The sequence below is a fragment of the Arthrobacter sp. MOO21 genome, from assembly GCF_057369995.2.
In genome coordinates this window covers 2,529,527-2,541,578 of the sequence record NZ_CM170671.2, presented here as the reverse complement: position 1 = coordinate 2,541,578, position 12,052 = coordinate 2,529,527, and the positions used below count along the sequence as shown (strand labels likewise).

15 protein-coding genes are annotated in these 12,052 nt (G+C 67.2%); 7 read left to right on the top strand and 8 right to left on the bottom strand.

What is annotated here, in order from left to right; translation table 11 throughout:
- Positions 1-23: 23 nt before the first annotated feature.
- Positions 24-755, bottom strand: a complete 732-nt coding sequence (locus AC2JAJ_RS11780; RefSeq protein WP_486415746.1) for a tyrosine-protein phosphatase — start codon at positions 753-755, stop codon at positions 24-26.
- Positions 756-862: 107 nt separating this feature from the next.
- Between AC2JAJ_RS11780 and AC2JAJ_RS11775 the strand changes: the two genes are divergently transcribed.
- Positions 863-1,471: a GDSL-type esterase/lipase family protein gene (locus AC2JAJ_RS11775; RefSeq protein WP_486415747.1), complete on the top strand. Its 609-nt coding sequence runs from the start codon at positions 863-865 to the stop codon at positions 1,469-1,471.
- The gene (locus tag AC2JAJ_RS11770; protein ID WP_486415748.1) at positions 1,468-1,782 is read left to right on the top strand and encodes an SGNH/GDSL hydrolase family protein; all 315 of its coding nucleotides are present in this window, start codon (positions 1,468-1,470) and stop codon (positions 1,780-1,782) included. The genes AC2JAJ_RS11775 and AC2JAJ_RS11770 overlap by 4 nt, the downstream gene beginning before the upstream one ends.
- Positions 1,783-1,788: 6 nt before the next feature.
- Here the strand turns inward: AC2JAJ_RS11770 and AC2JAJ_RS11765 are convergent, their stop codons facing one another.
- A complete protein-coding gene (locus AC2JAJ_RS11765; protein WP_486415749.1) occupies positions 1,789-2,397 on the bottom strand; it encodes a GNAT family N-acetyltransferase in 609 nt (202 codons plus the stop codon).
- A gap of 76 nt (positions 2,398-2,473) precedes the next feature.
- Here AC2JAJ_RS11765 and AC2JAJ_RS11760 point away from each other — a divergent pair, with 76 nt between their 5' ends.
- Positions 2,474-2,707: a DUF6480 family protein gene (locus tag AC2JAJ_RS11760; RefSeq protein ID WP_221386140.1), complete on the top strand. Its 234-nt coding sequence runs from the start codon at positions 2,474-2,476 to the stop codon at positions 2,705-2,707.
- Between the two features lie 18 nt (positions 2,708-2,725).
- Here AC2JAJ_RS11760 and AC2JAJ_RS11755 read toward each other — a convergent pair whose 3' ends face one another.
- The 4 genes from AC2JAJ_RS11755 to AC2JAJ_RS11740 all read right to left on the bottom strand — a co-directional run bounded on the left by AC2JAJ_RS11755 (position 2,726) and on the right by AC2JAJ_RS11740 (position 6,439).
- Positions 2,726-3,610, bottom strand: a complete 885-nt coding sequence (locus tag AC2JAJ_RS11755) for a 3-hydroxyacyl-CoA dehydrogenase family protein (RefSeq protein WP_486415750.1) — start codon at positions 3,608-3,610, stop codon at positions 2,726-2,728.
- Positions 3,603-4,415: an enoyl-CoA hydratase/isomerase family protein gene (locus AC2JAJ_RS11750; RefSeq protein WP_486415751.1), complete on the bottom strand. Its 813-nt coding sequence runs from the start codon at positions 4,413-4,415 to the stop codon at positions 3,603-3,605. Before AC2JAJ_RS11750 ends, AC2JAJ_RS11755 begins: the two co-directional genes overlap by 8 nt.
- Positions 4,415-5,641 (bottom strand): thiolase family protein, encoded by a 1,227-nt coding sequence (locus tag AC2JAJ_RS11745; protein WP_486415752.1) that lies wholly within the window; start codon positions 5,639-5,641, stop codon positions 4,415-4,417. The genes AC2JAJ_RS11750 and AC2JAJ_RS11745 overlap by 1 nt, the downstream gene beginning before the upstream one ends.
- 117 nt (positions 5,642-5,758) lie before the next feature.
- A complete protein-coding gene (locus AC2JAJ_RS11740; RefSeq protein WP_486415753.1) occupies positions 5,759-6,439 on the bottom strand; it encodes a pentapeptide repeat-containing protein in 681 nt (226 codons plus the stop codon).
- A 106-nt stretch (positions 6,440-6,545) separates the two neighbouring features.
- Here AC2JAJ_RS11740 and AC2JAJ_RS11735 point away from each other — a divergent pair, with 106 nt between their 5' ends.
- Complete coding sequence (locus AC2JAJ_RS11735; protein ID WP_221386135.1) at positions 6,546-6,722, top strand: CsbD family protein; 177 nt, start codon at positions 6,546-6,548, stop codon at positions 6,720-6,722.
- A 124-nt stretch (positions 6,723-6,846) separates the two neighbouring features.
- Here the strand turns inward: AC2JAJ_RS11735 and AC2JAJ_RS11730 are convergent, their stop codons facing one another.
- Together AC2JAJ_RS11730 and AC2JAJ_RS11725 are read right to left on the bottom strand one after the other, a co-directional pair.
- Complete coding sequence (locus AC2JAJ_RS11730; RefSeq protein ID WP_501053126.1) at positions 6,847-7,914, bottom strand: DNA polymerase IV; 1,068 nt, start codon at positions 7,912-7,914, stop codon at positions 6,847-6,849.
- A gap of 222 nt (positions 7,915-8,136) precedes the next feature.
- Positions 8,137-9,597 (bottom strand): amino acid permease, encoded by a 1,461-nt coding sequence (locus AC2JAJ_RS11725; RefSeq protein WP_486415755.1) that lies wholly within the window; start codon positions 9,595-9,597, stop codon positions 8,137-8,139.
- A 207-nt stretch (positions 9,598-9,804) separates the two neighbouring features.
- On the opposite strand from AC2JAJ_RS11725, the gene AC2JAJ_RS11720 reads away from it, so the two are divergent.
- From AC2JAJ_RS11720 to AC2JAJ_RS11710, 3 genes are read left to right on the top strand one after another with little or no spacing between them, the layout of a single operon-like run.
- Positions 9,805-10,566, top strand: coding sequence for a CPBP family intramembrane glutamic endopeptidase (locus tag AC2JAJ_RS11720; protein WP_486415756.1), 762 nt, complete (start codon positions 9,805-9,807; stop codon positions 10,564-10,566).
- Positions 10,567-10,615: 49 nt separating this feature from the next.
- Positions 10,616-11,056, top strand: coding sequence for a VOC family protein (locus AC2JAJ_RS11715; RefSeq protein WP_473697645.1), 441 nt, complete (start codon positions 10,616-10,618; stop codon positions 11,054-11,056).
- Positions 11,057-11,078: 22 nt separating this feature from the next.
- Positions 11,079-12,047: a 1,4-dihydroxy-2-naphthoyl-CoA synthase gene (locus AC2JAJ_RS11710; protein WP_486415757.1), complete on the top strand. Its 969-nt coding sequence runs from the start codon at positions 11,079-11,081 to the stop codon at positions 12,045-12,047.
- Positions 12,048-12,052: the final 5 nt, after the last annotated feature.

Genomic DNA, 12,052 nt, shown 5'->3' with positions numbered 1-12,052 from the left:
TTGAGCACCTCATGTCACACAGGTCACATGAGCCCCATTGTATCCGCGCCGGCGGCACAGAGTGCCAGGACGGCCTCCAGTTCCGCCTCCCGGAGCCCGTGCGCCAGGAGGAAAGAGCGCGTATCCAGCTCCCGGACAAACGCCACGACGGCCAGTCCGCGCTCCTCCAGCAGCGGTGCAAGGTCCGGCTCCGGCAGGTACCGCTCACGGTCATGCGGCGGCCCGTGGGTGCGGTACCGTTCGTTGATCCCGCGGGCGCCCTGCCGGTAGCCCTCCGCGATGGCGTGGTCCGAGTGGCCCGCGAGGTCCTGGACCATGGCCGCGACGAGCCCGCTGCGGTCCCTGCCCGCGGCACAGTGCAGCACCACGCGCCCCCTGGGGGCCACCAACGCCAGCGCCCGGAACACGCCCACCAGTTTGTCCGGGAAAAGCCGGGCGTTCTCGGCGTAATGGGCGGGATCGTTGAGGTAGGGCCCCGTGACGGCGGCGAACCGCGGGTCGCCGGGCTCCTCGGTGGGCGCGGATACCACGTCGAAGCCGGCCAATGCAGCGGCCGTAATCTTAGGGTCTTTGTCCCGGCGCCGCGCCTCAGCAGCGTTGCGGAGATCGATGACAGTGCGGACGCCGTCGTCGAACGCCTGCCTCCACCCGGCCTCCGTCAGCCATTCGCGCCGTCCCATCCGGTAGACGCCGCCCGCAACGTGCCATGCGTTGACAGCGCCCTCCCAGTCCAGGGGCCCGCGCCGGTTGCTCATCCGCCCAGCTAACCACACGGCGGGAACCCGTGACAGCCGGGACGGACGGGAGTACCGTGGCTGCCACGTGCCCGGGCCGGGGACAGCTGAGCACTGAGGGGGAATTCATGAAGACTTCATTGGCACGACGGCGGCAGCCGGCTTTCGGAGCCACGGCGGCGGCCCTGGCAACGGCCGTGGGCATCGGCGCCGTTCCAGCCGCAGCCGCCCCGCCGTCACCGCATGTTGACGTTGTGGCGCTGGGCGATTCGTACACCGCCGGCACCGGCGCGGGCACCTGGGCCTGGACCTTTCCCTGCATCCAAACGGACGGCGGATACGTGGATGTGCTGGCCGCTGATCCGCTCGTGGAATTGACCCGGAACCAGGCCTGCCACGGAGCGCTGCTGGATTCGGCGGCCCAGCCCGGGAACGTCCCCAGCGTCATGGACCAGGTGCATGCCCTGACGGTTTCCGGGGAGCTGTCCGGGCGGACTGAACTGGTCACCCTCACGGCGGGTGCCAATGATGTGGGCGTAAATACGACGCTGTTCGCGTGCAGCACCGGCACCTACCAGGCCTGCCAGGACGCCGTCCGGACCAGCACCGAGGCACTCTACGCCCTCAAGCCCGCACTCACCCAGGCCTACGTCGCCATCCACGAGGTGGCCCCCGGGCAGCCATCGCCGTGCAGGGGTATCCGTTACTCTTCGACCCCGCCGCCGGCTACCCCGTGATTCCGGTCGAAAACCAGCAACTGGCCAACCACGGCACCACCGCCCTTAACCAGGCGCTGGCGGAAGCCGCCGCGGACGCCACCAACAAGTTCCGGGCCAACGTGAAGTTCGTGGACGTTACCGCGCGGTTCACCGGACACGCCGCAAACTCCCTGGATCCGTGGGTCTACTTCAGCCCTGTTCCGGTGCCGGCTCCCGATGGCAGCCTGACGCCGGACCCGCGGAACTTCCACCCGAACAGCACCGGACACCATCAGTACGCGGCGGCAGTGGAGGCCGTGGTCCCGCTGCCGGCACTTGCCCGGCGGTAACCCAGCCTAGCCGCGACGGTCCAGCCGGTATTCCAGTCCGGCGCGGACGGCCGGCCACTCGTGCTCCAGGATGGAGAACACCACCGTGTCGCGCAGGTTCCCGTCACTGGTTCTTGAGTGGTTGCGGAGCACGCCGTCCTGTTTGGCGCCCAGCCGGATGATGGCCTGCCGTGACTGGTGGTTGAGCCAGTGGGTGCGGAACTCCACCGCCGGGCAGCCGATGGTTTCGAAAGCGTGGCGGAGCAGCAGGAGCTTCGAGTCCGGGTTGGTGCCTGTCCCCTGGGCAGAGGCCGCGTTCCATGTGGAGCCGATCTCCACCCGGGGCGTGGCAGCGTCGATGTTCATGTAGGTGGTCATGCCGATGATGCGCCCGGGGCCGCCACTTTCGGCGTCGATCAGGCGCGAGGTGAACGGCAGCATGGAGCCCTGCTCCTGCAGGTGCAGCCGGCGCCGGATTTCGGCGGCCATGTGTTCGGGGGCCGGCACCGACGTGTACCAGAGTTTCCAGAGCTCGCCGTCTGTTGCCGCCTCCACCAGGCCGTCATGGTGTTCCTCGGCGAGTGGCTCCAGGATTACGTGGCGGCCGGTCAGGGTAAGGGGTTCAAGGAAAGTCACAGCACCCAGCCTAGGCCCGCCCACCAGGGCCGGTTACGCTGGGGCAAGCACCAGGACGGCAACCAAGGGAGTTATCGTGTCAGGCACCAACCCGGATCCGCAGGACGACAAAATCACTGGCCTGGAGCCTGGCGGCGGGGTTCCGCCGGGCGAGACCCCGCCGGGGGAAGCGTCGACGGCAGGCCCGCAGGGGCACGACGAACACGGAACCCGCAAGGGCACGCAGTTCCTGTGGATCGCCATCATCGGCGTCGTCGTCCTGCTGTCCCTGCTCTATTTCATCGGCTACATCGTGGGATTTTTCGACTAGGCCCATGGGCCGGGAGGCTCAGCTGGGCCAGTCGAAAAAGCCCTTGCCGGTCTTGCGGCCAAGTTCGCCCCGGGCCACCTTGTCCTTGAGGATCTGCGGCGGCGCGAAGCGCTCGCCCAGGGTGGAGTGCAGGTACTCCGCGATGCCCAGGCGGACGTCGAGGCCCACGATGTCAGTGGTTCTAAGCGGCCCGGTGGGGTGTTTGTAGCCCAGCACCATGGCGGCATCGATGTCCTCGGCCGATGCCACGCCCTCCTCCACCATCCGCATGGCCTCCAGCGCGATGGCCACGCCCAGCCGTGAGGACGCGAAACCCGGCGCATCGTTGACGACGACGGCGGTCTTGCCGAGTGCCTCCACCCAGGATTTTGCCGCGGCGGCGAGTCCGGGAGACGTGCGCTCGCCCAGCACCACCTCGATGAGGGTCGATGCCGGCACGGGGTTGAAGAAGTGCAGGCCGAGGAAATTTTCCGGCCGCTTCAGTTCGCGGGCGAGGCCGTTGACGGACAGCGAGGACGTGTTGGACGCGATGAAGTCGTTCTCCCCCAGCCGTTCCTCGATGCCCCGCAGCGCGGTGACCTTGAGGTCCCAGTCCTCGGGAACGGCCTCAACCACGAGCTTCCGCCCCGCAAAGTCGTCGTAGTCGGTGCTGACGGTGAGGCGGGAAACGAGCTCCTCGAAGTTGGCGTCCACGCCGCCGCGTTCGATGCTTTTCAATGCTGCGGATTCCACCCGTTCGCGGGCCGCCTCGGCGGAGACGTCGTCGCGCTCCACCACCAGGACGTCGGAGCCCTTGATGAGGAAGGCGTGGGCGATGCCGGCGCCCATGCGGCCGCCGCCGAGCACCCCCACGAAGTGGGGCAGGTCAGTGGGAAGGGCGGGGTTCACTGGTGACTCACTCATGGGTCTGCTTTCCGTCGGCGGGGTTGGCGGCGGCCTTCTTCGCGGCGTTGCGGTCGAGGAACGCCTGCATGCGGTCGAACTTGGCCTGGGATTCGAAGAGGATGCCCTGGGCGAGCTGGTCAATGAGCGGATGCGCTTCGGCCGGGGCGTGGAACACGGACTTGGTGATCCTGACGGCGAGCGGGTCCTGGCGGCCGATCCGGTTGGCGAGGCTGTGGGCCGCTTCCAGCAGATCGGCGGGGTCGTGGATCTCGGTGATGAGGTTGATGGCCCGGGCTTCCTCGGCGCCGAGCACCAGCCCGGCCAGGAGGATCTGCTTGGCCATCGGTTCGCCCACGAGTTCCTTGAGCCGCCAGCTGGCACCGGCGGCCGCGAGGATTCCCAGCCCTGTTTCCGGGTTGCCGATCCGCACGTTGGGGGTGCCGATCCGGAAGTCGGCGGCGTAGGCCAGTTCCGCTCCGCCGCCCAGACAGTAGCCGTCCAGGGCGGCGATGACCGGCATGGGCAGCTTGGCGATGCGGACGAAGATGGTGGAGTTGATGCCCTGCAGGGCGTCGTCCCGGCGCCGTTCCCGGAGCTGGGCGATGTCGGCGCCGGAGGCGAACACCCCGTCAACGCCGGCGATGACCAGGATTTTGGGGTTTTGTTCCAGTGCGGCGCAGACGGTGTGCAGTTCATCCACCATCTGTTGGTCGATGGCGTTCTTCACCTCTGGACGGTTGAGCAGCACCACCACGCGGTCGTCCCGCTCCTCGACCAGGAGGGCGGTGAAATCCTCCGCCGCCAGGTCTACCGGGGCCGCCATCAGATCTTCTCCAGGAGCATCGCGGTGCCCTGGCCGACGCCCACGCACATGGTGGCGAGGCCGATCCTGGCGTCTTCGCGTTCCATCCGGCCCAGCAGGGTGATGGCGAGCCGGGAGCCGCTGGAGCCAAGCGGGTGTCCCAGGGCGATCGCGCCGCCGTCGCGGTTCACGATCTCCGGTTCCAGGCCCAGCCGCCGGATGCAGGCCAGGGACTGCGTGGCAAAGGCTTCGTTAAGTTCGACGGCGGACAGGTCGCCGACGCTGAGGCCGCTGCGCTTGAGCACCTTCTGCGTGGCCGGGACCGGGCCGATGCCCATGATTTCGGGCTCGCAGCCGGCGGAGGCGCCGTCGATAATCCTGGCGCGGGGCGTCAAGCCCAGCCGTTCAATGGCGGCCTCGGAGGCGATGATGATTGCCGAGGCGCCGTCGTTGAGGGACGAGGAGTTTCCGGCCGTCACCACGGAGCCGCCGTGCGCCACGGGCTTCAGGCCGGCCAGGACGTCGAGGGTGGTGCCGGGGCGCGGGCCTTCGTCGGTGTCCACTACGGATTCGGATTTGCGGGTTTTGACGGTGACCGGGACGATCTCGTCCTTGAAGCGGCCTGCTTCAATGGCTTCGAGGGCCAGCTGGTGCGAGCGGACGGCGAACGCGTCAGCGTCCTCGCGGGAAATGCCGTCAACCCGTGCCACTTCCTCCGCCGTTTCCGGCATGGAGTAGGTCATCTTGCCGTCACGGGACAGGCCGCCGTGCTGGAAATGCGGGTTCGTGAAGCGCCAGCCGATCGAGGTGTCGAAGATCTGGCCCGGCTTGGCGAAGGCGCTGGTGGGCTTCTCCTGCACCCAGGGTGCCCGGCTCATCGATTCGACGCCGCCGGCGATGACGATGTCTGCGGCCCCAGCCTTGATCATGTGGCTCGCCTGGATGATCGCGCTCAGGCCGGAGGCACACAGCCTGTTGACGGTGATTCCGGGGATGTGGAGCGGCAGCCCGGCAAGCAGGGTGGCCATTCGGGCAACGTTCCGGTTCTCCTCCCCGGCCCCGTTCGCGTTGCCCAGGATCACCTCGTCGATGCTCTCCGGGTCAAGGCCCGCCCGTTCCACAGCCTCCCGGAGCACGAGGGCGGCCAGGTCGTCAGGCCGTACGGAAGCCAACGCACCTCCGTACCTGCCCACCGGAGTACGGACCCCGCCAACAAGGAAAGCCTGCGGACCTGCACCTGCAGCCATGGAAACACCCTTCACGCGAAAACAGCACTGTCATCGGCGCCGGCATCGCAGACTTAATCCACTTACCGACCGTTCGTTCTGTAAATAGTACATGCCAGCCGGAAGATGCGCACCCGGTTAGAGGACGGTGACACCGAGGTGCGCGGCGAGCAGCGGCGCCAGCAGGCCCAGCTGGTACTCGTCGATCACCAGCCCGGACAGGCTGCCCAGCCCGCTGATGCGGCGGAAAACGGTGCCGCGGATGTCGAAATCCTTCAGCCCGGCGCCGGCAAGATCCAGCGATCCCACGGTGCAGCGCTCCAGCTTCACGCGGGCCGCGGACGCGCCGCCGAGGTCCAGTTCATTGATGATGCAGTCCGTGATGAGCACGTCCGAGAGTTTGGCGCCCCGCAGGTTCAGGAAGTCCAGCTTGCCGCCGTCGATGCGGACAGACTGCCAGCCGCTCTCATACAGTTCGGCAGACCCCAGCCGGGGATTGTGGAATTCGACGTCGCGCCAGGTGGAACGGGCGGCGCGGAAGACCGGCGCATAAAGCTCGGACAGCACGCAGTCGCGGAAGGAGGCGCCGCGGAGCTGGGTGTCATTGAAGGACGCCCCGTCGAACCTGCACTCGGCAAAGACTGCCTCAGCCAGGTCCAGCCCGTCGGCCGACGCCCCGCTGTACCGGACGGCGTCGTGCCTTCCCCCGCGGCGGAAGGCCGTCCCCGGCTGATCCGCGGGCTGATCCAACACCGCAGGCAGCGCCACGGGCGAAAGCCGGGGTGCGGCGGTCTTGGCTGGGGCAGCACGCTTGGTCATACCCCTGAGCCTAGCGGCGGCCTGCAGGGCAAGAAGAAAGTAAGCATGCTTCGTGTTAGGGTGAAAAAGCACTGTTGATCAACGGAAACGAAAGGAGGCCACCACCATGGGCCTCGGAGACAAGATCAGTAACGCTGCAGAAGACCTGGGCGGCAAGGCCAAGGAAGCCACGGGCAACGCCACGGACAACGACCGCCTGAAGGCGGAGGGCCAGGCGGACCAAGTCAAGGCCGATGCCAAGAAGGTTGGCGAAAGCGTCAAGGACGAGTTCAAGCGCGACTAGGTCCTTGGCTGTTGCAGCCGCAGCGAACGGCGTGCTGCAGCAGCCCGAACGGCGGCGGATTCCTACGGGATCCGCCGCCGTTCTGCTGTCCGGGACGTTCCTGCTGGCCGGGCCGTGTGCGTCACTATCCGCTCCGGGTTGGCGTGTGACCCTTCCGTGAGTCTTCGGGCATCGTCATCTCGGCCCGCAGCCCGAGGAGCCGGATGGGACGGCCGGGCTCGATCTTCGACACCAGGTCGAGGGCGCGTGCCAGTACCTCCGCGGGATCCGGGGTTTCCGGGATCTTCCGTGCATAAGTCCTGGTGAGGAACGGGGCGTAGCGGACCTTGAGCGTCAGGCCAATCACCGGCCGCCCTTCGGCAGCGACGTCGTCCATGACGTGCGCCGCCAGGTCCCGCACCGCGTCCTCGATCTGCTGCGGGTCTGTCAGGTCGCGCTGGAAGGTGGTTTCGCGGCTGTGCCCCCGCGCCACCCAGGGTGTGTCATCGACGGTCCTTGAGCCGTCGCCCCGCCCGAGCTGCGCATACCAGGGCCCCATCTTCGGACCGAATTCCGGGACCAGGTCGTCGGGGTTGCAGGCCGCAAGCCCGGCAACGGTCCTGATGCCGAGCTTGGCGAGGCGGGCCGACACCTTGGTCCCCACGCCCCACAGTTCCACCGTCGGCCGGCTCCCCATGACATCGAGCCAGTTGTCCGCGGTGAGCCGGAAAACGCCGGCCGGCTTGCCGAACGTCGTCGCTACCTTGGCCCGGAGCAGGGTGTCGCCGATGCCCACGCTGCAGTGCAGCCGGGTTTCGGCGAGGACGGCTTGCTGCAGCTGCCGGGCGTAGGCCTCGGGGTCCGGAGTCCGCACGCCAACGAACGCCTCGTCCCAGCCGAGCACCTGGACGGTGGCGCCGGGCTGGGAGCGCAGCACCGCCATGACTTTTTCGGAAGCTTCCATGTACGCCTCGTGGTCCACGGGGAGGATGACGGCGTCGGGCACCTTCCGTGCCGCGACGCGCAGCGGCATGCCGGAGCCAACGCCAAACGCCCTGGCCTCGTAGGACGCGGTCGAGACCACCGCCCGCTCGGTGGGATCGCCGCGGCCGCCGACGATCACCGCCTTGCCCGCGAGCTCGGGCCGGCGGAGCACTTCAACGGCTGCGATGAACTGGTCAAGGTCCACGTGCAGCACCCAGGGTTCGCCCACAGCCATAGTCTGCCCCGAGGACGGCCCGTCGCCAAGCAAACACGTGCGTGCTCCCGCCCGGTTACTTGAGCGGAACAGCGGTCCCAGATGGGGACACGCCGCACTCCCCGGCGGGCCGTCACGGGCAAGCGGGCAGGAACGCACGCAGGAAACGCCGACGGCGGGCCCGCCCTCCCCAAGGGGCGTCCCGCCGTCGTACGTTTGCTCAGGAGAGCGCGTGCATCAGGTGTACAGCGCGCTCTTGGGCTCGTTGTTCTTGACCTTCTGCCAGCCCAGCCACAGGAGCACGGCGAAGAACGGAACGGTACCCAGGGTCCAGAGGCCCAGGTAGAACACTTCCCCGTCCTTGCTGGTCATGGTGTCGAAGCCGATGAGCACGGTGATGGCCAGCAGGCCCACCAAGCCCGCCCAGCTGGTCCACGGGGAGCCTGGCATGGGCAGGGTAGAGGCGTTGCCGACCTTCTTGCGCAGCATGATCTGGCTGGCAAAGATGGAGCCCCAGCAGAAGATCACGCCGATGGAGGCGGTGTTCAGTGCCAAGTCGAAGGCGTGCGAGCCGCCCAGCCAGATGTTCAGCAGGATGCCCACCAGGTAGAAGGCTGCGATCGCCAGGATGGCCGCGTACGGGACGTGCCGCTTGGACATTTTGGTGAGCCACTGCGGGGCGTGGCCGTTGTTGGCCATGGTGCGGAAGACGCGGCCGATCGAGTACAGGCCGGAATTGCACGAGGACAGGGCCGCGGTGATGACGATCATGTTCATCACGTCGCCCACCCAGCTGAGGCCCATCTGGCCAAAGACGGTGACGAACGGGGAGGTGCCGGCCTTGTACTGGTCGGACGGCAGGAGCATGGCGAGCAGGGTCACGGAACCGACGTAGAACACCACGATGCGCAGGACGACGGCGCGGATCGCCTTGGGCACTTCGCGTTCCGGGTTCTGCATCTCGCCGGCGGTGATGCCGACGAGCTCGATGCCGTTGTAGGCGAAGATCACGGCATTGAGGACGAGGACCATTACCAGGGCGCCCTTGGGGAACATCCCGCCTTCGGCCGCGAACAGGTTGGCGACGGAGGCGTGGCCTGCGCCGACCTGCGCGTTGGTGACCACCATGAAGGTGCCCACGGCGAGGAAGATCAGGATGGCGCCCACCTTCAGGCAGGAGGCCCAGAACTCGAATTCGCCGAACGCCTTGACGCTGAGCAGGTTGACGGCCACCAGGAGCGCCAGCGCGGCGATGGCCGAGGCTTCCACCGGGACGTTGGGGAAGAAGAACTGGAAGTACAGGCCGATGGCGATGAGTTCGGCGATGCCGGTCATGCCCCAGTTGATGAAGTACATCCAGCCGGACAGGTAGGCGCCCTTCCTGCCGAACATTTCGCCCGCGTAGCTGACGAAGGAGCCGGAGGTCTGGCGGTACATGATGAGTTCGCCCAGGGCCCGCATCAGGAGGTAGGCGATGACGCCGGCGATGGCGTAGGAGAAGATGAGGGCCGGGCCGGTGGAGGCGAGGCGGCCGCCGGCGCCCATGAAGAGGCCGACGCCGATGGCGCCGCCCATGGCGATCATGGTGACGTGGCGCCGGCCCAGCGTCTTGCTGTAACCCTCGGCGCTGAGGGTGGGGTCGACGGCGGTGGATGGTGCCGTGCTGTTCTGCAGTTCTTGGGGGGTACTTTGAGGCACAACGGTTCCTTGTGGGTTGGGGGGTGACCGCATCCGGGATACGAATGATCCAGCTCACAAAATTCGGCCTTTTGGCTATAAGGCCATCGTTTGTGAGCGCGATTGTTCGTGCAGCCGAAGCTTCACGCGGCTCGACTATCCTACTAGACCGCAGCGGGTGGTACGTGACGTGGGCTACACGCCCCCGCCCGGGGATAGGCTGAAGGCATGGCCACAGCCCACCGTTTACCGCCCGCTCCGCAGCCCCAGCTGTACCGGTTCTCGCCGATGGACGGCGCCACGCTGTGCCTCTACGTGGCCATCGCCGCGTTCTTCGCCGTCGCCGGGGACCTGGTGGCGCCGCTGCTCCGGCAGATCGCTCCGTCCCCTGCCGCCGCCTCCTACGCGGTGAACCTGCTGTTTTATGCCTCCGTGGGAATACTCGCGCTTTTGGCCGCGCGCAAGGTGGTGGTGCGCGACCTCAAGGTCCTGGCGACCCGGCCATGGTTCACGCTCCTCATGGTGCCCGCCGCCGTGATCGCCATGATGATCCTCACCGCAGTGGTGGTGGCGGCGAGCGGCCAGGTGGAGACTTCGGTGAACCAGGCCGGGCTGCAGGCGCTCATGCAGCAGGTCCCCGCCTGGCTCATGGTTCCGCTGCTGGTGGTGGTGGGCCCGTTCGTGGAGGAGTACATCTTCCGGCACCTGCTGATCGGGAAGATGAGCCGGCGGGTGAACATCTGGATCTGTTGCGTCCTGTCAGCGGTCCTGTTCGCCGCACTTCACATTGTGGGGCAGGAAACGATCACCCTGGCGGTGCTGCTCCCCTACCTGGCCATGGGCGCCACCTTGGTGTTCGTCTACGTGTGGACCGGCAAGAACGTGATGTTCTCCTACTTCGTGCACGCGGCCAAGAACCTGCTGGCCGTTATCCTGATCTACGCCATCCCGTCGGAACTTTTCGAGCAGATGCAGCACGTCCAGGCCTAGCCATCCGGGCACCTTCCGCAACCCGCGCCTGCCGCTTTACGGTGGTGGCATGGGACTGAACATCCAGATCGTCATCGATTCAGCAAAGCCGCACGAACTTGCCGACTGGTGGGCCGAAACCCTGCAGTGGGAAGTGGAGCCGCAGGACGCGGACTTCATCAGGTCCATGATCGAGCAGGGCTATGCCACGGAGGGCCAGACCATGACCCACCGGGGAAACCTGGTATGGAAGGACGGGGCCGCCATCCGCCCGCCCGAGGAGATCGAGGCGAAGTCACCTGAGCGCCGCATGCTGTTCCAGACGGTGCCGGAGGGCAAGACCGTCAAGAACCGGGTGCACTGGGACGTGCGACTGGACGGCCGGGACAAGGACGAGGTACGCCGCGAACTCGAAGCCCGGGGAGCAAGGTTCCTCTGGACTGCGCACCAGGGGCCGCATTCCTGGCACACGATGGCGGACCCCGAGGGCAACGAGTTCTGCATCAGCTGAGCCCGATTACTAGACTTGGACGGTGAGCAACCAGATCCCCGCCCCGGTGTCCGACGTCTTCGATCCCACCCGCTGGCGGGAGGTGTCCGGTTTCGAGGACTTCCAGGACATGACCTACCACCGGCAGGTGGAGCGGGATTCCGGCGGCGGCTGGGTGCGCGACCTGCCCACGGTCAGGATCGCGTTCAACCGGCCCGAGGTCCGCAACGCATTCCGGCCCGGGACGGTGGATGAGCTGTACCGCGCCATGGACCACGCCCGGATGACGCCCGACGTCGCCACGGTCCTGCTCACCGGCAACGGCCCCTCCCTCAAGGACGGCGGGCATTCGTTCTGCTCGGGCGGGGACCAGCGCATCCGCGGCAGGGACGGCTACCGGTACGTAGTACAAAACACAGCCGACGGCGAGACCCAGGAAACGATCGACCCCGCGCGTGCCGGCCGGCTCCACATCCTGGAAGTCCAGCGGCTCATGCGCACCATGCCCAAGGTGGTCATCGCCGTCGTCAACGGCTGGGCAGCCGGCGGAGGGCACTCGCTGCACGTGGTGGCGGACCTCACCATCGCCTCACGGCAGCACGGCAAGTTCAAGCAGACGGACGCCACGGTGGGAAGTTTCGACGCCGGCTACGGCTCCGCGCTGCTGGCGCGCCAAGTGGGGCAAAAGACCGCCCGCGAGATTTTCTTCCTGGCCCGCGAATATTCCGCTGACGACATGGTCCGCATGGGGGCGGTGAACGAGGCCGTGGACCACGAACGCCTGGAAGAGGTTGCCCTGGAATACGCGGCGGACATCGCCCGGCAGTCCCCCCAGGCCATCCGCATGCTGAAGTTCGCCTTCAACCTCGCCGACGACGGCCTGGCCGGCCAGCAGGTCTTCGCCGGCGAAGCCACCCGCCTGGCATACATGACCGACGAAGCCGTGGAAGGCAAGGAGGCCTTCCTGCAAAAACGCGACCCCGACTGGTCACGCTTCCCGCACTACTTCTAAGGCAG